This is a genomic window from Cobetia sp. PDI-23MA, assembly GCF_059507735.1.
The window spans coordinates 2,151,720-2,172,337 of sequence record NZ_CM183352.1; the positions used below are offsets into that span (position 1 = coordinate 2,151,720).

Below are 20,618 nucleotides of genomic sequence, written 5' to 3' on the forward strand. Positions count from 1 at the left end.
CTGATCAAGACCACCAGCGACACGGGCCCGGCGAGGAGTGCTGAGCATGAAGATCTGCGTGATTGGCGATGCGCCCATTGGCACTCGGGCCATACAGGCGCTTGCGCATGCCGGAGTCGAGGGCGTCATGGCAATGGCGGCCTCGGAGGTGCAGGACGCCCGGAGCCACCCACCCTTCAGCGCCGATGTCTATCTGATGGCGCTGGCGACATCACAACAGGTACAGAAGGTACTGACAGGCAATCAAGGCCTGCTGCGCATGGCGCCGCCCGGCAGTACCGTGATCGATCTCTGCAGTGGTGATGTCACGCTCAGCCGCGAGCTGGCCGTGCAGACACGCCTCGCCGGCCATCACTGGCTGGAAGCGGCCACCAACCGCAATCCTGCCGATGAGGCGAATGACAGCCTGACGCTGTTGATCGGCAGTGATGAGGCGACAGTGACGCGCATGACAGCGCTGCTTGACGCCATCTGCACGCAGCATCTGCATGTCGGGGACGCTGGCTGTGGCCATGCCGCCGCCCTGGCCAGCGACTATCTGCATGCCGCGCACCTGATCACCACCGCCGAGGCGGTCGCCATGGCCTATCGCGCAGGCGTGACACCCCAGGCGTGCATCGATGCCATCAACCTGGGTGCCGGGCGCAGTGCCGTGAGCGAGGTGAATTTTCCGCGTTGGGTGCTGCCGGGCCGCTATGACTCGGGGATCTCGACCGGTCAGCTGCGCCGCGACCTGCGCCTGGCGCGCAGTTTCGTCACCACGCTCAACCTGCCGGAAGGCTTGATGAAAGCGGTCTTCGAACGCTGTCAGCCGCCGGAGCTGTGTCCGGCGGACGAGGATGATCTCCATCATCTATGTGATCGCTGGCTGAGCAGGGTGCCCGCCCAGCTGCGCCCGCCTCGACTGACCGAAACCAGAGCCCCTGGATCATGAGGCCCGAGGTCAGCGCGCTTCCTGACGCGGACCGCTGAATGCCGTGATCCAGCGTTCGAGATGACGCAGCAACTGCAGGCTGGCACGCGGCATGCGCCGCCCGACCCGCGTGATGATATGCGCGCGGGCCTGGCGGAAGCTGGCACATTCCACATCGCGAGCGATCAACACCCCCTCCTGGAGCTCTCGGGCCGCGGCGAAGGCCGGCAACAGCGTGATGCACAGTTCGGACCGCGCCGCCTGCTTGAGCACTTCCATGGAATTGGTCTGCACCACCATATGCGGGCGCACCCCTGCCTCACGAAATCCATCGTCCATCAGCTGACGCACGCCGTGACTCGGCCCCCACAGCGCCATGGGGTGCTGCGCCACTTCCTCGAGTGTCAGCGCATGGGCCTCACTCGCCAGCGGATGCTCCGGTGACATGATGGCCACCAGCGGCTGCGGACTCGAATGCCAGAAGCGCAACTGGGGATGGACCCGCTCGTGATACATCAGGCCGATATCCGCCTCATCCTCGATCACGCTGTCGATGATGCTCTGCATGCTGCCGGTATCGACCTTGAGCGTGATGCCGGGGTACTGCTTGCGAAAGGCGCGCAGCGGACTGTTGATGATATCGCCGACGAAGCCTTCGCCGATGATCAGGCGAATCTCCCCGGTTTCCAGCCGCTGATAGGCATCGAGGCGTTCGCCGAGGTGCTGATCGAGCTTCTCTCGCTGCAGGATGTAATCCAGCAGCATCTCGCCGACCCGCGTCGGCTGCACCCCGTCACGGGTGCGCTCGATGAGCGAGGCGGCCATGGCCTCTTCGAGCAGACCTATCTGACGACTGACTGCCGAGGGGGCGATGTTCAGACGCGCTGCGGCACGCCGGATGGAGCCGGCTTCGACGGTGACCTGAAAATAGACAAGACGCTGATGCGGGATATCCATGAGGCGCTCTGCAGAGGATGGGAGAGAGAATTACATAAGTGCCAGGAAAAGTGCTGCCAGGAATGTCTGGAAAACTGGACAGTCTTCACACAGGACGCAGCCAGCAGAGTACCCGATATTCTGCCGTCTCGGGCAGCACGCGGTTGAACTCCCCCACCCTCAACGCCATATCAGAATGGATCATCGCCTCGCCTCCTCGCCTCTCCTCCTATTCATGACAGTTCTCACGGCCCTCTGCGCCGTGACGCGAGAACAGGCGATCAGCGTCGCGAGCCGGCCGAATGGAGAAGCGACGCACCGCCATTCTGAAGCCAGTACGCGAATAGGCTAAGATGGCCCATCGCTCCATTGACTGTGTCTGCGTGACACACCACACAGTCCCCATGACAAGGAGATTCAATATGCTGACCATCTCCAATTCGGTAACGCTGGCCGACTGGGAAATCGACCTCACCCAGATTCGCGCCCAAGGCAATGGCGGCCAGAACGTCAACAAGGTCGCCTCCGCCGTCCATCTGCGCTTCGATGTACAGCGCTCGACGCTGCCCGGCTTCTACAAGGAGCGCCTGATGCAGCTGTCGGATCAGCGCATCAGCAAGGAAGGCGTCATCATCATCAAGGCGCAGAGCCATCGCACCCTCGAGTTGAACAAGGAAGATGCGCTGGCCCGTCTCAAGGCGATGATTCTGGAAGCCGTGAAGGTACAGAAAGCGCGCCGTGCGACAGCGCCCAGCAAGGGCGCCAAGCGTCGCCGCGTCGACAGCAAGACGCGCAAGGGCAAGATCAAGGCCATGCGCGGCAAGGTACAGGACTGACATCGCCGCAAGCGGCGGCCAGTTCACGACTCATAATTCACGTCAGGGATAACAATACATGCGCAATATCATCAGCTCGGCCGTGCTGGGCGGCCTGCTGGCCGCGGGAATGGTCTGGAGTGGCAGCTATCTCAAGCAGGCTGCCCAGGTATGGGAATCTTCCAGCCGTGTAGTGACGGTCAAGGGGCTCGCGGAGCGCGAGGTCAAGGCCGACCTGGCCCTCTGGCCGCTGCACTTCAGCGTCAATGCCAATCAGCTGACCGGGCTTCATGAGGCGCTGGCCAATGATGAGCGCAAGATTCGCGCCTTTCTCACCGCACAGGGCTTTCCCGCCGACCAGGTCAGCGTGACCTCTCCCCAGGTGACTGACCTCTACGCCAACAGCTACAACGCCCAGCGCCCGGATGAGCGCTATCGCGCCGAAGCTACGGTGCTGGTGCGCTCGCCCAAGGTCGACCTCGTCAAGCAAAGCGCCTCACTGACCGGTGAACTGGTGCGCGAGGGTATCCTGCTCTCGGCTGACTATGCCTACCGCACCGAATTCCTGTTCACGGGGCTTGAAGCCATCAAGCCGGACATGATCGCGGCCGCGACCGCGGATGCCCGACGCGCCGCCCAGCAGTTCGCGGAGGATTCCGGTAGCACGGTCGGCCACATCAAGCATGCCAGCCAGGGCTATTTCTCGATCTCGGACCTCGACAGCTATACCCCTGACATCAAGAAGGTCAGAGTCGTGACCACCATCGACTACACCCTGAGCCACTGATCACCTCTCGACAGCCCCCTTCTTCGCCGTATGGAGCCCCAATGCCCGACACCCCGCTGAGCAAGACCCAGACAAGCTTCTATCGACGCCTGTTCGTGGCCCACCTCATCGCGCATGACATCGCCAGCGTGCCAGCCATCATCGCGGCCACCGGCATGCCGCGGCGTACCGCCCAGGACACCATCACCGCCCTGGGTGAGCTCGAGATCGTCTGTGAATTCCAGCGCGAGGAGGGCCAGCGCAACAATATCGGCCACTACGTGATTCGTGACTGGGGGCCGATCAATGCCCAGTGGGTAGCCGACAACGCCGAACGTCTGCAGAAAGCGCTGGGCTACGCGTGAGGGGCATGAACTTTATCGAACAACGAGGGCCGAGAAATGGGGAGCGAGAGATGGCTTTCGAGAATGAGCTCTCAAGCATGAGGCCTCAAGCATGATGGCTGACCCATGACGGCCGAGATTCTGGACAGTGCCGTTCAGCACGGCTTGATCGCCGTGCTGATCCAGCTGGCGCTGTGGCCGCTGTTTGGCGTGTGGTCGGCAGGTGCCATCGCCGTCGCCCTGTTTCTGGGCCGTGAGATCGCTCAGCATGAATACAAGGGCGATGGACCCAAGGCAGAGAACTGGGACTACGGCCTGCTGCAGCACTGGAATCTGGATTCCTGTCTCGATGTTGCCCTGCCACTGCTCTGCTGTGTGAGCCTGGCCAGTACGGTCTGGGCGTTAAGGCGCTACCTGGCCCGGGCGTGATCCGCGGCCCGCCTCGCGACTAGATGGGTCGCGCAAGCGCACGGCGAAAAGTGAACGTCGTAAAAAGTGAAAAACCCGTGCAGTCTTCTCTGAACGGCTCCCCTCCCCCAGCGCTGCGTTCTACCCTTCCTTGCCCTGCGCGTTTTGACTGTCCTTATAGCCTTCTCTTCCTGGCTGTCTTCCTTGCTGCCTCGCTAGCCCTTTGCTGGCTGTCTCTTGCCTACATCTGGCCTGCCTTTTCACCTCAGCACGGTGCAACCAGATTCGCTGGAAAGCGTTGCCTCAAGCATCATCAGCCAACGGCAATGCTGGTGACACTGCGCCGTACGGCGCCCGACCCAGTGGCGGAAAGCGCAGTGGCGGAAGGCGCAGAGGCGGAAGGCGCAGAGGCAGCGCGACGACGCAGCGGATGTCGGGCGCGATCCTGCAGGTAGGCCGAGAGCGTTTCCGGGCGGATGCCGGGATGCTGAAAGACGTAATCCTCGGTGATGATCGACAGAAATTCAGCACTGCGTGCGCCCGCGACCTCAAATCCCAAGATGAAGTGGCGCGACTGAGAGACCTCGAAGCAATAGTTTTCGGCGGCCACGGCGCAGGTCTGCACCACATAGCCTCCCCCCAGCTGTTCTCTGAGGATGGATCGTTCGGGATTGAATCGAGATGCCGTGTAAACGTCTATGATTTTCATTATCACCCCCAATATCGACTGGCGCAGTATATACGGAAAATCTAATACTTACATGCTTAGAGAACTCATCCCGCCTACCCCGCACTTCGAGCCGACAGTCAATTGATCCAGATCAACTCAAGCGGCAGCGCTTTCTGGGCCAGATGTCAGTGGCATCTGCCTGGATCAATAGAAAAGCGCTTGCGCGAGCACAGTGCTGATTGAGCTGAGAGGCCGGGAAAGTGAGCAATACGAACCAAAGGCGAGATACGTGAGGCAGGCGGGTCATCGCGAGAATGGTGATGAAGAATGGAAATCGGGAGCTGAAAGATGGAGAGCAGTGAGTGAGCAGTGAGTAAATAGTGACGAGATGGGCATCTTCAGGACATGCGAAAACGCAAAAAGGCCATCCGTTACCGGATGGCCTTTTCACTTGAATCTGGTCGGGACGACAGGATTCGAACCTGCGACCTCTGCAACCCCATTGCAGCGCGCTACCAAGCTGCGCCACGTCCCGACAGTGTCTGGAAGAGCTTCCCCCTCAAGACGAGACGTAATGTACCGCATTGATCTCAAAAAGAAAAGCAGGAATCTCACATTTCTTTACCTGCGTCGTGATCTGGTGTCGCACTGACGCCTGAATCCGCTGTCGGCATTGCAAAATGACCGGGTGCGACGCATGTTCATGAAGCAGGCATTCATTGCGCACCTTCGAATGCAACGCCCATGAACGACAATCGTCCAGAGGAGTTCGCGACCGATGATCCAATTCACGCTTACCACCACGCTCAAGGGCGGCACCAGCGTCAGCGGCGACCCCATCAAGGTCAGCGCCGAGAGCGCCCCTGCCGCCGGCAGCCAGATCACCAAGGGGCAATGGCCCGCACTCGACGCCTTGTCACCCAACTTTCCGGTGACAGTGACGGGAGTCGAAGAGGACGAGGATGGCAATACCCTCGTGCGCCTCAAGGAAGCCGACAGCCCGGATGCCAACGACCCCGAAAGCTACCGCTACACGCCCTGGAAGTAACGGAGCGACGCCGGGTAGCATCGGGAAGGTATGAGGGGTTATCGCGCCAGCGTCGAGAAGGCAATATATTGCGCTTCATGCGGAAAGTTGGACGCCTTCATTTCGCGCAGCTTCTTGTCAGACAAGTTATGACCCACGCTGCGTTAGCATAGGGTTTGCGGAGCCTTCGTTGGCTCTGGCGAGCTGTGGCTGATGATGAGGTGGTGTATCATCCAGCCTTTCCCGGTTGGTGCCTGATGTGCACTGACATCTCGATGCCCGAGGTCACATGGTCAGCCCATTGAAATTGATAGTTACCTCCTGGCGCTGGCTGGTCGGCAAGACCGGCTCCGCCCGAGAGACACTCCATCATGGCTTTCTCGTTTCCGCATTCTTCATCGGGTTGATTTCGGCCCTCTTCAATTCCCTGCTGGGCCTCACCCTGCCGGCGTACAACATCGTGCTGGTCATCACCAGCGCGTTCATCGCCCTGATGTGGTATCGCTCGCGGTTTCATGGCGAGTTCCAGCGCATGGCCTGGCTGTTCTGTGCGCTGGTCACTTTCGTGATGCTGCCCGGCAACTGGCTGTTCAATCATGGCGCGACCGGCCCGACCCTGCTCTTCTACCTGATGGCGTCGGCCTATGTATTGGCGGTACTGCCCGCCGACCCCAAGCGCCGAGGCATCATCGTCATCGGCCTGATGTTCATGCCATGGGCACTGCTGGCGTTTGAGCATGCAAGGCCGGGCCTGGTCAGCAGCTATGCCAGCGAAGGCATGCGTTTTCTCGATATGGGCTTCAGCTACACGCTGGCCTTCGGGCTTCTCAGCGTGGTGATCGCAGGCTATGCCCGACGTATCCATGAAGAGCGTGATATCGCCAATGCCTATGCGGCGCGACTCGAGCGCCTCAGCCTGCTGGACAGTCTGACCGGCCTCTACAATCACCGCGCCATCCACGAACAGGCCGAAGCCTGGATCAGGCGTTCGCAAAGTGCCTGCCTGCTGATCTGCGACCTGGATCACTTCAAGATGATCAATGACAACCACGGCCACCCGTACGGCGACACGGTACTGGAAGAGTTCTCACGCCATGTCAGCCAGTTGACCCGAGAGTTCTCGGGAGAAGCCGGACGCTATGGCGGCGAGGAGTTCATGATCCTGATTCCCGGCACCCTGGCGACGGCTCGCCAGTTCGATGGATGCCTGCGGGAGCGCTGCGAAGCCTCGCCCCTGTTGCATGGCGTGATTCTCTTCAGCACCGGCGCCAGCGAATTGCACGCCGATGACACCCTGTCGAGCTGGGTCAAGCGCAGCGATGACGCCCTCTACCACGCCAAGGAAAATGGCCGAGGCCGTCTGATGGTCGACAAGGACCTGAGCGTCATCTGAGCCTTCACCCGCCCGACCTGGACCGACTGAGCCCCCAGACACAACGCCCCCGCAAGCATGGCTTGCGGGGGCGTTGTGTCTGGGCCGGTGCGAGGCTGATGTCGCTCAGCGCTCGCCCTTCAGCCACTCGAGATTGATCTCGTGCTGGCCATTGTCATCGGTGATGAAGATGGTGCCTTCGGAGATCATCACGGTCCACTTGATGTTGCGCGGCAGCGACTCGGTGATGGCGTCCAGCGACCCTTCCGGCACGGCCGCGATGCTCAGGTTGGAGAGCCCAGCCACCGCCGGCACGACCTTGGTTTCCCACACACGCAGGCTGCCATAGGCCAGCAGCGAGGTACGCTCGGTGCGTCGCGAGCACCAGGTCAGGCGCTCGGCATCCGGCTGACCGACTTCGATCCAGTGCAGGATACGGCCATCGAGGCTCTTTTCCCACAACGCCGGCTCATCGACATCGGACAGGCCGCGACCGAACGCGATGTTCTCGCTGTACCACAGGGCGTGGCCCAGCAGACGCACGCAAAGACGCAGTTCGGTTTCGGAGGGGTGACGAGCCACCGTGAAGCGCAGGGTCTCGTAGACGCCGCGATCCAGGTCGGTCAGCGACAGATCCACCTTGTAAGGCGTGGAAGACAGGGCCATGAAAATCTCTTCTTGAAAAGGCAGACGTCTTGGAAAGGCAATGGCAGGAAGACACTATCCCGATAAAGCACCATGCTCCTCGACTGAACCACGCGCGTGAAAATGCAAGCGCGTGGGTGCGGAGCGCAGAGTCTACCCTAGCCGGGCCCTGAACGCCCGACTCCTGCCTGGCATGCCAGCCCTCAGGCGAGGTGACGCGCCACCAAGGCATCGATGGCATCGATATCGCTCAGGCGTTCGCGCGTCATGATCAACTCGCGCCCGAGCGCCAGCGCCCGCCGCTCGGCGCGTGCGCGGGTGGCCTCATCGCTGATGGATTCGAGCTCCAGAATATGCGCAAGCCCCACAGTGCGGCGGATCAGCTCACAGCCGGCATAGCCCAGTGCATCACGCAACATGCGAGACAACAGATGCTCTGCCACGCCCGACGCAGCGAAGCTGGCATCCGATGTATGGGTGGCCTGCTCACGATACTCACAAGCGAAGCTCTCCCAACTGGCGACCGCCTGGGCGCGCAGCTGCGCTACGTAGTCACGCTTGTTGCCCTGTTCTCCCTCAAGCTCGGTATGCGCACAGGCCGCCAGCCACAGTGCTGCCAGCCAGCTGCCAATATCAAAGCCCGCCGGCCCGAAGAAGCCGAATTCCGGATCGATGACCTTCGTACTGTCTTCACGCACGAAGATAGAGCCCGCATGCAGATCACCATGCAGCAGTGCCTCGGGCGCGGAGAGGAAACGCTGCTTGAGCTCCGCCACTTCGACCTTCAGGGCAGCATCCTGCCACAGGGCTTCGGCATCCGCGCGCAGCGCCGGATTGATGCTGTTGCGCTCGTGATCACAGAACGGATCGATGAAGAACAGGTCTTCGGTGATCTTGCACTGATCGGGATTGATGAAGCGGGCGACGCGCGCCTTCTTGTCGTGGGCATCGAGTGCCAGATCGCTGCTGCGATAAAGCGTAGTGGCCAGAAAATGCCCCATCTGCTCGCCCAGCCGGGGCAATGACGCGCGCTCCAGGAAGGCATGGCGCAGATTGCGGTGATCGCCGATATCTTCCATCACGATCGCTGAACGAGCTTCATCGAAGTGATAAAGCGCCGGCACCAGGTCCGGCGCGCAGTCTGCCTCGAACTGCAGAGTTTCCGCCTCGATGCGCACACGCACCAGCGACAGCGGCCAGCTTTCGCCGATGATGCGCACCCAGGGCAGGCCCTGCTTGACGATTACCGAGGCGGAGCGGTCCGGCGTGCAGACGCGATAGACATAGTTGATGTTGCCATCGCCGATCTCTTCGACCTGAAGTGCTTCAGCGGTCGCGAAGCCCGGATATCGAGCACCGACGTGCTGGCGCGCGAAGGCGATCACATCCGCATCATCGCGAAACTGATAGTCGATGGAAGGCGCGTGGCTAGCGGTGGGGTCTTGAGCAGTCATGGCAGGTCTCAGCGCTGAATCATGAAGTCGCCGGCCTCGGCGACGCTTCGCGTGCATGGCATGCGAAGCACCTCAAGGCTCTCACTTTATTCATTTAAGAAATAAGAAGGCGATCAGTTATAGCGAGAAGATGCCTGCTGGCGCGGCGATTGGCAAGACCTGCCGAGCGAGTTTTGCTCAGCTCGGCAGGCGCTTGTCGCATGCAGGATGCTGGATTACTGGATGGGAGCCAGCAGATAGGCCGCGCGCGAGATCAGCTTGCGCCACATCGGCCGCGCATCCAGCTCTTCGCAGCTGATTTCACGACAGTGGCGGAAGTCCTCTTCGAGCATCGCCTCCACTTCCGAGGCAAACTGGTGATCGGGCACGAACGCCGTGATCTCGAAGTTGAGGCGGAAGGAGCGGTTGTCAAGATTGACGGTGCCGATGGTTGCCGTATGACTATCCATCAACATCACCTTCTGATGCAGGAAGCCTGGCTGATAGCGGAAGACGCGTACGCCGGAGCGAATCATCTCGGACAGGAACGAGAACGCCGACAGGAACACCAGCAGGTGATCGGGTCGCTCAGGAATCATCACCCGCACATCCACCCCGCGCAGCGCAGCGATCTTGAGCGCATCCTGCACGCCCTGGTCCGGCACGAAATAAGGGCTGGTGATCCAGATGCGGCTGACCGAGGAGTGAATCGCCTGCTGCACCAGCAGGCTGGCCGTCTCGCGGCGGTCCGCCGGGCCGGAAGGCACGATCACTACATGCTGACATTCGTCACAGCTGATCTGCGGCTGCCATTCAAGCGACAGCACCTCACCGGTCGCCCAGTGCCAGTCTTCCCAGAAGGCTTCCTGCAGGCCCATCACGCTGGGGCCCTCAAGCTTGAGATGGGTATCACGCCAGGCCCCGTAACGCTCGGAATGGCCCAGATATTCATTGCCGACATTCAGCCCGCCCACGAAGCCGACACGGCCGTCGATGACGGTGATCTTGCGATGATTACGGAAGTTGATCTGGAAACGATGACGCCAGCCCCGCGAGGAATTGAAGGCACTGACCTCACACCCCGATTCCATCAGATCATTCAGATAGCCGTCGGGCAGCTTGCGCGAGCCGATCTCGTCATACAGGAAACAGACCCGCACGCCGCGTTCGGCGCGGCGCATCAACTTCTGCTTGAGACGCACCCCCAGTTCATCGTTTCGCACGATGAAGAACTGGATCAGGATGTAATCCTCGGCGGTATCGATGGCATGAAACAGCGAATCGAAGGTGTGCTCGCCATTGATCAACAACTTGGCGCGGTTGCCGGTGGTGACAGGCATCATCGCCAGGCGCTCTATGGCATCCAGATGGGTGGGATTGCCGCCCAGCGGGCGTGACAGCCACGGCGACAGTTTGGGACGGAAACGCATCAAGACGCGGCGCATGGTCGAGTCGCGCTCCTCGCGAGCGCTGACATAACCATAGAAACGTGGACGCCCGAATACCCAGTACAGTGGCAGGGCGACGTAGGGAAAGGTCAGCAGACACAGAATCCAGGCGATCGCACCCTGGGAGGTACGACTGGACATCAGGGCCATGACGGCGGTCATCGCACCCAGAATGTGACTGCTCAACAGCAGAAAGCCAAGTAACCAGGCGGTCATTGCAGCTCCATTGCAGGCGTCAGGGTTGCCAGAGTATGCCACAGCAGTGCGCGCAACGATGCCATGACATCGACGGCACACAGACGAAGACCCCCGCCGGCATGCCATCACCGGCGGGGGTCTTCAGGTCATATCCACACGATACGACGGCGTATCACGACAGGGCCATCATGCACGCTCAGCGATGATTTCCTTCCACTTGGCCGGGCCCGTCTGGTGCACGGAGACACCCGCGCTGTCGACGGCTACGGTCACCGGCATGTCTTCGACCTCGAATTCGTAGATCGCTTCCATGCCCAGGTCTTCAAATGCCAGCACACGGGATTTCTTGATCGCCTGGGCGACCAGGTAGGCAGCGCCGCCGACGGCCATCAGGTAGCTGGACTTGTTGTCACGGATGGCGTCGATCGCGGTCGGGCCACGCTCTGCCTTGCCGACCATGCCCAAGAGGCCGGTCTCTTCCAGCAAGGTGCGCGTGAACTTGTCCATGCGGGTCGCGGTGGTCGGGCCAGCCGGACCGACGACTTCGTCACGGATCGGGTCGACCGGGCCGACGTAATAGATGAAGCGACCCTTGAGATCGACCGGCAGCTGCTCGCCGCGTGCCAACATCTCGGTCATGCGCTTGTGAGCGGCGTCACGGCCGGTCAGCAGCTTGCCATTGAGCAGCAGGGTGTCGCCCGGCTGCCAGCTCTGCACTTCCTCGGGCGTCACGGTGTCGAGGTTGACACGCTTGACACTGTCGCCTGCTTCACGGGTGATTTCCGGCCAGTCCTCGAGCTTGGGTGCCGGCAGTTCTGCCACACCGCTGCCATCCAGGGTGAAGTGCACGTGACGGGTCGCCGCACAGTTCGGGATGATCGCCACCGGCTTGTTGGCCGCGTGGGTCGGATAATCCATGACCTTGATGTCGAGCACGGTGGTCAGACCACCGAGGCCCTGGGCGCCGACGCCAGTGGCGTTGACCTTCTCGAACAGCTCGAGACGGATCTCTTCGGCACGGTTGGAGGCACCACGCGCCTTCAGTTCCTGGATATCGATCGGCTCGAGCAGGGACTCCTTGGCCAGCTGCATCGCCTTCTCGGCGGTACCGCCGATGCCGATACCCAGCATGCCGGGCGGACACCAGCCAGCGCCCATCTTCGGAATCTGCTCCAGCACCCAGTCGACTACGGAGTCGGACGGGTTGAGCATCGCGAACTTGGACTTGGCTTCGCTGCCGCCACCTTTGGCCGCGACGTGGATCTCGACGCTGTCACCCGGCACCAGCTTGTGGTGGATGATGGCGGGCGTGTTGTCCTTGGTGTTGGCACGCTTGCCGTCCGGGTCTGCCAGCACAGAGGCGCGCAGCACGTTGTCCGGCAGCAGATAGGCGCGACGCACGCCTTCGTTGACCATGTCATCCAGGCTCATGTCGGCCTCGAAGCGCACGTTCATGCCGACGTGAACGAAGACGGTGACGATACCGGTGTCCTGACAGATGGGACGATGACCCAGGGCACACATCCGGGAGTTGATCAGGATCTGCGCGATGGCATCCTTGGCGGCAGGATTCTCTTCACGCTCGTACGCCGCGTTCATGGCGTCGATGAAATCCTTCGGATGGTAGTAGGAGATGTACTGCAGCGCGTCGGCGACGCTCTGGATCAGGTCATCCTGGCGGATCACGGTCATCAGGATCGGCTCCTCAAGGGCAAGCGATGGAAAAGACAGACACACTGGCGCACAGGGCACAGGGGCGATTACTGTTGTCAGGCACGGCAATCGCGCCGCCACGGGGCGAGCGTCAGATCAGGTGCGCGGGATTATACCTCATGCGAGCACGCGGCGGCAGAGCGAATCCTGCAACCCGCAAGACATGAGAATTCAGCAGGTTATGGCCCAGTCTGCGCAAGGCTCTCCCGCCCTGAGCCGCCTGCTTCGCTGCCGGCAGTCGCGTGTATCGCGAAGCGACTGCCGCCGTCCCGTTGCGGTACCGTCCTGTCATGCAGACTCCCCTTCTTCAGCCACGATGATTGCTCAATGACGCCACGCGACTGTTCACCCCCCTCCTTCTCGCCACGCCTCTTCCCGCGACGCTTCTTCTCGCGGCGTCTGCTGTCGCTGGCCGCTGCCGCGCTCACGATGTTGCTGGCAGGCTGTGGCACCCAGTCGGGTTCTGGCGCAGGTGTCGGGAGCGATACCTTCGACTGGGTGACGCCCTCCCCCCACGGCAAGAGCAATTCACGGGTTCGCCATCTGGTACTTCACTACACCGATGATGATCTGCACGGCTCCCTGCTCAGCCTGACGGGCTCTCAGGTCAGCGCTCATTATCTGCTGTCGGCGCCGATGCCCGCGACCGGCCTGCCGCGCGTCTATCCGCTGGTGCCGGAAGCGCGCCGCGCCTGGCATGCCGGCGTCAGCCAGTGGGGTGAGCGCAGCAATCTCAATGACACCTCCATCGGTATCGAGATCGTCAATGCCGGGCCCCTGGCACTGGAGCCATTGCAGGGAGGCGAGCAGGAAGATGCCAGGGAGGCGGTCGCCAGGCGCTGGGCCCCCTCACGTGGCTTCGCACCGTGGAGCGAGGCGCAGATCACTGCATTAATCACGCTGCTCAAGCCCATCATCGCGCGCCATGGCATCAAGGCGGTGGATATCGTCGGGCACTCGGACATCGCCCCTGAGCGCAAGACCGACCCCGGCCCGCGATTCCCCTGGCAACGCCTGCATGACGCCGGCATCGGTGCCTGGCCACGCACCTCTGACGTGCTGTGCTTCCAGCGCCAACTGGCAAGCGAAGGGCTGCCATCACGAGAGGTTCTGCTCACGGCGCTGACGCATTACGGCTACCCAGTGGACGTCGCACGGCCCGAACTGGCGATTGCCGCGTTCCAGGCACACTTTCGTCCCGGGTCGATCAGTGGGGCCTTCGATGTCGAGAGTATCGCGATATTGCTGGCGCTCAACGCACGTTACCGCCAGTCGCCTGGCTGCCAGCCGCCCTGAAAACGTCAGGCATGAGCCCCGGACAGTCACCTGAATGTCACTTCCCTGTCACATTTCTGACGCAGCATCGATTTGTCCTTGACGCACCAAACAGATTTGCATGGCAGTTTGACGACCGCCGTCTACTCTGGGATGAGGCATGACCAGAGAGGGTCATGGGCAGACAAGCTAGCGACTGGCTCGAAGAAGCCGGAATACCCCATCACAATGAGGTTCGTCATGGCTGACAACATTCTCAGTGCAGTACCTGAAACGGCAGCAGACATGACAACACCCGCCACATCCCCCGGGGCTCTTGGATTCGTCGTCTGTGATGACAATCGCATCTATGGGGCGGGCATGAGCGAAGAAGACTGCCTCGACAACGCCCTGGAGTGCCTGTGCGGTTTCTGTGAGCGCAGCGCGCTCAAGAAGATGCTGGAGCTATGTCAATCCGGCGTGCGCTATCCCTTGCGCCAGCTTCCCGCCAGCCAGGCCTGCGTCAGCAATTGCCAGGTCTCCGGCCCTACCGATCATTACCGTATCCATGACGGCGTCGCCTATGCTCCGGAAGAATTCGTGACACCTCTCTCGGCGTAAGCCATTCACGCCACTTTACCCGCCCCCCCCTGGCTCGCACCCTGCATCGCATCCTCAAGAAAGCGCCCCTGCCACCGAGGTTTCAGTGACAGGGGCGCGTTCTTTTGCATTGCCTTCCTCTGGTGAGGCGCGACAGCGAATCACGTGCCAGGCCTCTCAGCCGCCAAGATAGGCACGACGCACGTCATCATTGGCCAGCAGCGCCTTGCCGCTGTCCGCCAGCACCACGCGACCATGCTCCAGCACATAACCGCGATCGGCGATCGACAGGGCGCGATGGGCATTCTGCTCCACCAGGAAGATGGTGGTGCCCTGCTCGCGCAGCTGCTCTACGATCTCGAAGATCTGCCCGATCACGATGGGCGCCAGCCCCAGCGATGGCTCATCGAGCAACAACAGCCGCGGCCGACTCATCAGGGCGCGCCCGATGGCCAACATCTGCTGCTCTCCGCCGGACATGGTGCCGCCGCGCTGCTGAAAGCGTTCCTTGAGGCGCGGGAAGAGCCCCAGCACGTGCTCGATACTGCGCTCGTTTTCCTCCTTGCTCTGGTAATAGCCGCCCATGGCAAGATTCTCCTCCACCGTCATGCCGGTGAAGATGCGGCGACCTTCCGGCACCACCGACAGCCCTCCACGCATCACACGCGCCGTGGGTGTACCGGTGATCTCCTCGCCCTCGAACCACACCCGCCCGCTGGTCGGACGCGGATCGCCACAGATCGACATTAGAAGCGTCGTCTTGCCGGCACCGTTGGCACCGATCAGCGTCACGATCTCGCCCTGTCCGACGGCCAGCGAGACATCATTGAGCGCCTGCACCGGCCCGTAGTGGGTGGTCAGATGCTCGAGGGCCAGCATGGCCTCCCGGGGCGCGAGCTCCTCACCGGCAAGCGTGGCCTCGGGTGTCACGTCTTCGACATGCTCACTCATGATCACTCTTCCCCCAGATAGGCCTTGATCACGGCATCATTGCGCCGTATGTCTTCCGGACTGCCATCCGCCAGCGGCTGGCCCTGATTGACCACGTAGATGTGGTCCGAGATGCCCATTACCAGACTCATATCATGCTCGATCAACAGCACCGAGATGCCCTCATCGCGGGTCAGGCTGACGATCAGATCATCCAGATCGCGCGTTTCATTGGGATTGAGGCCCGCCGCCGGCTCATCCAGCATCAGCAGCCGCGGCCTGGCGACCATGCAGCGCGCGATCTCGAGCCGACGCTGCTGGCCATAGGCCAGATTGCCCGCCTCGCGGTTGGCGAATTCGAGCAGACCGACTCGCTCCAGCCAGTCGCCGGCATGCTGCATCAGCGCCTTTTCACTGCGTCGATAGCCCGGCGTCTTGAACAGTCCCTTGAGAAGGTTGCGTTCGGCGTGCATGTGCTGCGCCACCAGCAGGTTCTCGATGACGGTCATCTCCTTGAACAACCGCACGTTCTGGAAGGTGCGCACCATGCCAGCCTGAGCAATTCGGTAGCCCGGTAGACGATGCATGGCGCGGTTCTGGAAATACACCTCGCCGCCAGTCGGCTGATAGAAGCCGGAAATGCAGTTGAAGACGGTGGTCTTGCCTGCACCATTCGGTCCGATGACCGACACCACCTCCCCCGGATGTACCTGAAGCGTCACCCCATCCACGGCCTTGAGGCCACCGAACTGCATGGTGAGGTCACACACATCCAGCAACGGTGCCCTACCCTCGGCGCGCGCCTGACGATGTGAGGAGGTGGCTGGTGCTGCCTTGTCGAGGCCTTGCCTGTCGTGGACCTGCTTGTCACAGACCTGATTATCATGTGTGTCAGCCACGGTCGAGCTCCATCTGCGGTCGTTTGAGCGGCACCAGGCCCTGAGGACGCCATACCATCATCAGCACCATCATCAGTCCGAACAGCAGCATGCGATATTCATTGAATTCGCGTGCCAGCTCCGGCAACAGCGTCATGGCGATCGCGGCCAGAATCACACCCAATTGCGAGCCCATTCCCCCCAGCACCACGATGGCCAGAATGATCGCCGACTCGATGAAGGTGAAGGATTCTGGGCTGATGAAACCCTGACGCGCAGCGAAGAAGGCACCGGCGAAACCGGCGAAGCTCGCACCGATCGTGAAGGCCGAGAGCTTGATACCGGTGGGGTTCATCCCCAGCGAGCGACAGGCGATGTCATCCTCGCGCAGCGCCTCCCACGCCCGCCCGATGGGCATGCGCAGCAAGCGGTAGATCACGAACAGCGTGATCAGCACCAGAATCAAGGCCAGCAGATACAGGTAGATCACCTTGAGGGCCGGGTCATAGTCGATGCCGAAGAACTCATGGAAGGCGATGTTGCCCTCGTCGGCCCGCCGCGAGAACTCGAGATTGAACAAGGTCGGCTTGGGAATGCGCGCGATGCCATTCGGGCCGCCAGTCAACTCGGTCCAGTTGTTGAGCAGGATGCGGATGATCTCGCCGAAGCCCAGCGTCACGATGGCCAGATAGTCACCACGCAGCCGTAGCACGGGGAAGCCAAGCAGATAGCCGAACAGCGCCGTCATCAATCCGGCGATGGGCAATGCCTCCCAGAAGCTGAAGCCCAGATAGCTGTTGAGCAGCGCATAGGTATAGGCCCCAACGGCGTAGAAGCCCACGTAGCCGAGATCCAGCAGCCCGGCGAGCCCTACCACCACGTTGAGCCCCAGGCCCAGCATGATGTAGATCAGCGTCAGGGTGGCGAGGTCCACCGCCGAGCGGTTGGAGAGGAACGGGAAGATCAGCAACGCACCGATGGCCAGCATGATCCACAGCTGACGCTTCTGACCGCTCATGACATCAGGGACGCTGAAACGTGAAGGTTTGCGCGTGCGTGCGCGCCACTCCTCGATCTGCGGACGTACCAGCTGATGCAGGAAGACGGCCAGCGCCGCGGCCAGCAACCATCCCCAGGTGTCCATGCCCATCAAGCGTACCGTGGTGGTGATGCCGGTGGACTCGAGCTGCACACCCAGTACCGAGCCCCCCAGCACGAGGGTCAGCACGGCGGCCGCAAGTGCCGACCACCAGGGACGCCGATAGGAAGGCTGTGGCGGAATCGTCTCGGCGGGTGAGGTACCCGCTGTATTCAAAGTCTGTTTCGCAAGCTTGGGCATCAGATCTTCTCCACTTCGGGCTTGCCGAGAATCCCGGAGGGACGGAACAGCAGAATCAGGATCAGCAGTCCGAAGGCCACCACGTCCTTGTATTCAGTCGACAGGTAACCGCCGGTCAGCGCCTCCGCGACGCCCAGCAGCAGGCCACCCAGCATGGCGCCGGGGATACTGCCGATACCGCCCAGCACCGCCGCCGTGAACGCCTTGAGGCCAGCCAGGAAGCCGATGTAGGGATTGACCACGCCGTAGTACATGCCGAGCAGCAGGCCTGCCACGGCGGCAAGTGCCGCCCCGATCACGAAGGTCATCGAGATGATCATGTCGGTATTGATGCCCAGCAGACGCGCCATGCCGGCATCCTGCGAGCAGGCACGGCAGGCACGACCCAGACGCGAGCGCGAGATGAAGGACGACAGCAGCAGCATGCACACCAGGGTGACGCTGAAGATGATCACCTGCATGTAGGAGAGATTGACTGCGAAGCTTTCCAGCCCGAACTCCCAGCCGCCCGGGATCAGGCTGGAGATCGCCATGTCCCGCGAACCCTGGGCCAGACGCATGTAGTTCTGCAGGAAGATCGACATGCCGATCGCCGAGATCAGCGCGATCAGACGCTTTGAGCCACGTACCGGGCGATAGGCCACCCTCTCCACGGCAAAGCCGTAGGCACAGGACACCAGCACCGCCACCAGCAAGGCGGCCGCCATCAGAAAGAAGGGGTTGGCGATACCCAGCATGCCCAGCGCCGCGATGACGATGAAGGTCACGTAGGTGCCGATCATGTAGATCTCGCCGTGAGCGAAATTGATCATGCCGATGATGCCATAGACCATCGTGTAGCCGATGGCGATCAAGGCATAGGTACTGCCGATGGTCAGGCCATTGATGACCTGTTGCAGGAAGTAGAGGATGTCTTCCATTGGAACGACCCTTGGCCGCGACTGTCGTCGGCTTGTGGCCGGTGACCGTCAGGGAAATGCCGCATGTGCGGCGACAACGGGAAGGCACGGCGATGTTGCATCACCGTGGACTCGACCGAACGGAGAAGCCCGCCATGCCAGGTGGCATGACGGGAAGCGTTTCGGGGGTGATCCACCACGGCCACATGAGGTCTCAAATACTCTCTCAAATGATCGCTCAAATGAGGTGCCAGATGTGATGTCACATGGCCGTGGCGAAGGCTGAGCTCAGACGAGCAGAGGCCAGCCGATGATCAATGTGCCGCTTCGCTCTTGGTTCCGTCGGCGTGCCAGTTGTAGACGACGAAGTTGAAGTCCTTCAGATCGCCCTTCTCGTCGTATTCGACCTTGCCGATGGGCGTGTCAAAGCTGTTGGCCTTGAGATATTCGGCGACGTCATAGGGGTCGGTGGAGTCAGCCCCCTTGATGCCATCGGCGATCAGCTCCACCGCGGTGTAGGCCGGCATGACGAATGGCCCGGAGGGGTCCTGATCCTTGTCCTTGAAGGCCGCGACCAGATCGGCGTTCTTCGGGTCTGTCTCGAAGGCCGGCGGCAGCGTCACGTAAAGCCCTTCGGAGGCCTGACCGGCGATCTTGGAAATGTCCGGATTGCCGACCCCTTCCGGGCCCATGAAGGGTGCATCGAAGCCCAGCTCACGCGACTGACGCAGCAAGAGGCCCAGCTCCGGGTGATAGCCGCCGTAGTAGACGAAGTCGACATTCTCCTTCTTGAGCTTGGAGATCAGCGCCGAAAAATCCTTGTCGCCTGCCGTGATGCCCTCGAACAGCACCACATCGATGCCGGCTTCCTCGACGGTATCGCGCACGCCGGTGGCGATGCCTTCCCCGTACTGCTGCTTGTCGTGGATCACGGCCATGTGCTTGGGCTTGACCGTCTCGGCGATATAGCGCCCGGCGACCGGCCCCTGCAGGGAATCCAGGCCGATGGTGCGGAAGACCAGCTCATAGCCCTGCTCGGTGATGGTCGGGCTGGTGGACGCCGCCGTGATCATCATCACGCCTTCCTCGGCGTAGATGTCCGAGGCCGGCTGGGTCGCACTGGAGCACAGGTGGCCGATCACGTACTGGACACCGTCATTGACGATCTGGTTGGCCACCGCCACCGCCTGCTTGGGATCACAGGCGTCATCGTATTTGACGCCCTTTAGCATCTCGCCGTCGACGCCACCGGCGGCATTGATCCGCTCGATGGCCATCTCGGCACCGATGAACTGCATGTCACCGTACTGGGCAACCGGCCCCGTGACAGGGCCTGCCATGGCGATGGTGATATCGGCCTGAGCCTGGGTGGACATCGCCGCGGCGATACCGAGAGCGAGAAGAGACCTGCGCATCATGATGAGAATTCCTGTTCCCGATTATTGTTGTACTACGGCCGGGCAGACCTGACTGACGCCTGGTGCCAACGCTGGGCTGACCGAAAAAGGCTGGCGACAGTGTCTGTCATTCGCTGACCTTGTGCGCCGCTGCCAGCCTGCAGGCAGGGGGTCGACACGTCAGGAATGCCTTGAAAGCATTATTGGCAGCAGCGAATACGCATGTAAAGTGACCGTTTGGGCGCTCATGAATGCGGCTCGGCAGCCTACCAATAGCGAAAAGCACCACGCTTCCCAATGTGGCCAGACAATCCTCGGAAAACCCGATCAAAGCCAGTCATTGGCACATGCCAACACGCGGATAACAGGATTTCCCTCTCCTCTCGCACCATCAGGAGGCACTGCAGCCCCCTGCCCGGCTACGCCCAAGGTTGTAAGAGAAGCAATGCTGCCGCCCTCCCCGAGCAACCGGTTGCCCCTGAGCCATGCACTGAGCTGCCATGTGATGATTTGCGAAGCATAGGCAAGATAACGGGATAACTCGCTGATGACACTTGCGCAACACATATCCGCCGCGCGCTGGTACCAGGGTACCTGCAGACAGGCACACGCCAGCCCTGAACGCCACGCGCC

General features: G+C 61.5%; 20 protein-coding genes and 1 tRNA gene. 9 read left to right on the top strand and 12 right to left on the bottom strand.

The features are described from left to right. Positions 1–46: 46 nt before the first annotated feature. Entirely contained in the window at positions 47–934 is an 888-nt protein-coding gene (locus AC5WNJ_RS09110; RefSeq protein WP_175090121.1) for an NAD(P)-dependent oxidoreductase, read from the top strand. A gap of 9 nt (positions 935–943) precedes the next feature. Here AC5WNJ_RS09110 and AC5WNJ_RS09115 read toward each other — a convergent pair whose 3' ends face one another. Further along, positions 944–1,870 (bottom strand): LysR family transcriptional regulator, encoded by a 927-nt coding sequence (locus AC5WNJ_RS09115; protein ID WP_153635907.1) that lies wholly within the window; start codon positions 1,868–1,870, stop codon positions 944–946. A 401-nt stretch (positions 1,871–2,271) separates the two neighbouring features. On the opposite strand from AC5WNJ_RS09115, the gene arfB reads away from it, so the two are divergent. The 4 genes from arfB to AC5WNJ_RS09135 all read left to right on the top strand — a co-directional run bounded on the left by arfB (position 2,272) and on the right by AC5WNJ_RS09135 (position 4,203). Further along, a complete protein-coding gene (gene arfB, locus AC5WNJ_RS09120; protein WP_153635908.1) occupies positions 2,272–2,685 on the top strand; it encodes an alternative ribosome rescue aminoacyl-tRNA hydrolase ArfB in 414 nt (137 codons plus the stop codon). A gap of 58 nt (positions 2,686–2,743) precedes the next feature. Next, a complete protein-coding gene (locus AC5WNJ_RS09125) occupies positions 2,744–3,451 on the top strand; it encodes an SIMPL domain-containing protein (protein WP_153635909.1) in 708 nt (235 codons plus the stop codon). Positions 3,452–3,492: 41 nt separating this feature from the next. Beyond that, positions 3,493–3,795 (top strand): winged helix-turn-helix domain-containing protein, encoded by a 303-nt coding sequence (locus AC5WNJ_RS09130; RefSeq protein ID WP_153635910.1) that lies wholly within the window; start codon positions 3,493–3,495, stop codon positions 3,793–3,795. 105 nt (positions 3,796–3,900) lie between these two features. Continuing rightward, positions 3,901–4,203, top strand: a complete 303-nt coding sequence (locus AC5WNJ_RS09135) for a hypothetical protein (RefSeq protein WP_153635911.1) — start codon at positions 3,901–3,903, stop codon at positions 4,201–4,203. Positions 4,204–4,495: 292 nt separating this feature from the next. Here AC5WNJ_RS09135 and AC5WNJ_RS09140 read toward each other — a convergent pair whose 3' ends face one another. Further along, a complete protein-coding gene (locus AC5WNJ_RS09140; protein WP_495929415.1) occupies positions 4,496–4,810 on the bottom strand; it encodes a hypothetical protein in 315 nt (104 codons plus the stop codon). A 500-nt stretch (positions 4,811–5,310) separates the two neighbouring features. Next, positions 5,311–5,387, bottom strand: a tRNA-Pro gene (locus AC5WNJ_RS09145). 243 nt (positions 5,388–5,630) lie between these two features. Here AC5WNJ_RS09145 and AC5WNJ_RS09150 point away from each other — a divergent pair. Next, positions 5,631–5,900 carry a hypothetical protein gene (locus AC5WNJ_RS09150; protein WP_495929417.1) on the top strand — a complete coding sequence of 90 codons (270 nt, stop codon included), beginning with the start codon at positions 5,631–5,633 and terminating at the stop codon, positions 5,898–5,900. A gap of 280 nt (positions 5,901–6,180) precedes the next feature. Continuing rightward, positions 6,181–7,272, top strand: coding sequence for a GGDEF domain-containing protein (locus AC5WNJ_RS09155; protein WP_172978678.1), 1,092 nt, complete (start codon positions 6,181–6,183; stop codon positions 7,270–7,272). Between the two features lie 105 nt (positions 7,273–7,377). On the opposite strand, the gene AC5WNJ_RS09160 is transcribed toward AC5WNJ_RS09155, so the two are convergent. The 4 genes from AC5WNJ_RS09160 to AC5WNJ_RS09175 all read right to left on the bottom strand — a co-directional run bounded on the left by AC5WNJ_RS09160 (position 7,378) and on the right by AC5WNJ_RS09175 (position 12,667). Beyond that, positions 7,378–7,917, bottom strand: a complete 540-nt coding sequence (locus tag AC5WNJ_RS09160) for a YaeQ family protein (RefSeq protein WP_153635915.1) — start codon at positions 7,915–7,917, stop codon at positions 7,378–7,380. A 182-nt stretch (positions 7,918–8,099) separates the two neighbouring features. After that, positions 8,100–9,350 carry an S-methyl-5-thioribose kinase gene (mtnK, locus tag AC5WNJ_RS09165; RefSeq protein ID WP_153635916.1) on the bottom strand — a complete coding sequence of 417 codons (1,251 nt, stop codon included), beginning with the start codon at positions 9,348–9,350 and terminating at the stop codon, positions 8,100–8,102. Positions 9,351–9,565: 215 nt separating this feature from the next. Next, entirely contained in the window at positions 9,566–10,993 is a 1,428-nt protein-coding gene (gene cls, locus AC5WNJ_RS09170; RefSeq protein ID WP_153635917.1) for a cardiolipin synthase, read from the bottom strand. Between the two features lie 168 nt (positions 10,994–11,161). Beyond that, a complete protein-coding gene (locus tag AC5WNJ_RS09175; protein ID WP_153635918.1) occupies positions 11,162–12,667 on the bottom strand; it encodes a fumarate hydratase in 1,506 nt (501 codons plus the stop codon). Between the two features lie 348 nt (positions 12,668–13,015). On the opposite strand from AC5WNJ_RS09175, the gene AC5WNJ_RS09180 reads away from it, so the two are divergent. Together AC5WNJ_RS09180 and AC5WNJ_RS09185 are read left to right on the top strand one after the other, a co-directional pair. Beyond that, positions 13,016–13,984 carry an N-acetylmuramoyl-L-alanine amidase gene (locus AC5WNJ_RS09180; protein WP_225346717.1) on the top strand — a complete coding sequence of 323 codons (969 nt, stop codon included), beginning with the start codon at positions 13,016–13,018 and terminating at the stop codon, positions 13,982–13,984. Positions 13,985–14,323: 339 nt separating this feature from the next. Continuing rightward, a complete protein-coding gene (locus AC5WNJ_RS09185; protein WP_153635919.1) occupies positions 14,324–14,563 on the top strand; it encodes a hypothetical protein in 240 nt (79 codons plus the stop codon). 156 nt (positions 14,564–14,719) lie between these two features. Here AC5WNJ_RS09185 and AC5WNJ_RS09190 read toward each other — a convergent pair whose 3' ends face one another. The 5 genes from AC5WNJ_RS09190 to AC5WNJ_RS09210 form a co-directional block, all read right to left on the bottom strand. Then, positions 14,720–15,421 carry an ABC transporter ATP-binding protein gene (locus AC5WNJ_RS09190; protein WP_043336899.1) on the bottom strand — a complete coding sequence of 234 codons (702 nt, stop codon included), beginning with the start codon at positions 15,419–15,421 and terminating at the stop codon, positions 14,720–14,722. A gap of 74 nt (positions 15,422–15,495) precedes the next feature. Continuing rightward, positions 15,496–16,251 carry a high-affinity branched-chain amino acid ABC transporter ATP-binding protein LivG gene (gene livG, locus AC5WNJ_RS09195; RefSeq protein ID WP_263643040.1) on the bottom strand — a complete coding sequence of 252 codons (756 nt, stop codon included), beginning with the start codon at positions 16,249–16,251 and terminating at the stop codon, positions 15,496–15,498. Positions 16,252–16,363: 112 nt separating this feature from the next. Continuing rightward, positions 16,364–17,689 (bottom strand): high-affinity branched-chain amino acid ABC transporter permease LivM, encoded by a 1,326-nt coding sequence (gene livM / locus AC5WNJ_RS09200; RefSeq protein ID WP_153635920.1) that lies wholly within the window; start codon positions 17,687–17,689, stop codon positions 16,364–16,366. Continuing rightward, positions 17,689–18,609, bottom strand: coding sequence for a high-affinity branched-chain amino acid ABC transporter permease LivH (gene livH, locus AC5WNJ_RS09205; RefSeq protein ID WP_043336883.1), 921 nt, complete (start codon positions 18,607–18,609; stop codon positions 17,689–17,691). The genes livM and livH overlap by 1 nt, the downstream gene beginning before the upstream one ends. Before the next feature lie 293 nt (positions 18,610–18,902). Further along, a complete protein-coding gene (locus AC5WNJ_RS09210) occupies positions 18,903–20,003 on the bottom strand; it encodes a branched-chain amino acid ABC transporter substrate-binding protein (RefSeq protein WP_404813686.1) in 1,101 nt (366 codons plus the stop codon). Positions 20,004–20,618: the final 615 nt, after the last annotated feature.

Excerpts from the sequence above, each read along its gene's own strand:
- AC5WNJ_RS09110 (WP_175090121.1), top strand. The coding sequence starts at position 47 with ATGAAGATCTGCGTGATTGGCGATGCGCCCATTGGCACTCGGGCCATA.
- AC5WNJ_RS09115 (WP_153635907.1), bottom strand. The coding sequence starts at position 1,870 with ATGGATATCCCGCATCAGCGTCTTGTCTATTTTCAGGTCACCGTCGAA.
- arfB (WP_153635908.1), top strand. The coding sequence starts at position 2,272 with ATGCTGACCATCTCCAATTCGGTAACGCTGGCCGACTGGGAAATCGAC.
- AC5WNJ_RS09125 (WP_153635909.1), top strand. The coding sequence starts at position 2,744 with ATGCGCAATATCATCAGCTCGGCCGTGCTGGGCGGCCTGCTGGCCGCG.
- AC5WNJ_RS09130 (WP_153635910.1), top strand. The coding sequence starts at position 3,493 with ATGCCCGACACCCCGCTGAGCAAGACCCAGACAAGCTTCTATCGACGC.
- AC5WNJ_RS09135 (WP_153635911.1), top strand. The coding sequence starts at position 3,901 with ATGACGGCCGAGATTCTGGACAGTGCCGTTCAGCACGGCTTGATCGCC.
- AC5WNJ_RS09150 (WP_495929417.1), top strand. The coding sequence starts at position 5,631 with ATGATCCAATTCACGCTTACCACCACGCTCAAGGGCGGCACCAGCGTC.
- AC5WNJ_RS09160 (WP_153635915.1), bottom strand. The coding sequence starts at position 7,917 with ATGGCCCTGTCTTCCACGCCTTACAAGGTGGATCTGTCGCTGACCGAC.
- mtnK (WP_153635916.1), bottom strand. The coding sequence starts at position 9,350 with ATGACTGCTCAAGACCCCACCGCTAGCCACGCGCCTTCCATCGACTAT.
- cls (WP_153635917.1), bottom strand. The coding sequence starts at position 10,993 with ATGACCGCCTGGTTACTTGGCTTTCTGCTGTTGAGCAGTCACATTCTG.
- AC5WNJ_RS09175 (WP_153635918.1), bottom strand. The coding sequence starts at position 12,667 with ATGACCGTGATCCGCCAGGATGACCTGATCCAGAGCGTCGCCGACGCG.
- AC5WNJ_RS09180 (WP_225346717.1), top strand. The coding sequence starts at position 13,016 with ATGACGCCACGCGACTGTTCACCCCCCTCCTTCTCGCCACGCCTCTTC.
- AC5WNJ_RS09185 (WP_153635919.1), top strand. The coding sequence starts at position 14,324 with ATGAGCGAAGAAGACTGCCTCGACAACGCCCTGGAGTGCCTGTGCGGT.
- AC5WNJ_RS09190 (WP_043336899.1), bottom strand. The coding sequence starts at position 15,421 with ATGCTGGCCCTCGAGCATCTGACCACCCACTACGGGCCGGTGCAGGCG.
- livM (WP_153635920.1), bottom strand. The coding sequence starts at position 17,689 with ATGCCCAAGCTTGCGAAACAGACTTTGAATACAGCGGGTACCTCACCC.
- livH (WP_043336883.1), bottom strand. The coding sequence starts at position 18,609 with ATGGAAGACATCCTCTACTTCCTGCAACAGGTCATCAATGGCCTGACC.
- AC5WNJ_RS09210 (WP_404813686.1), bottom strand. The coding sequence starts at position 20,003 with ATGCGCAGGTCTCTTCTCGCTCTCGGTATCGCCGCGGCGATGTCCACC.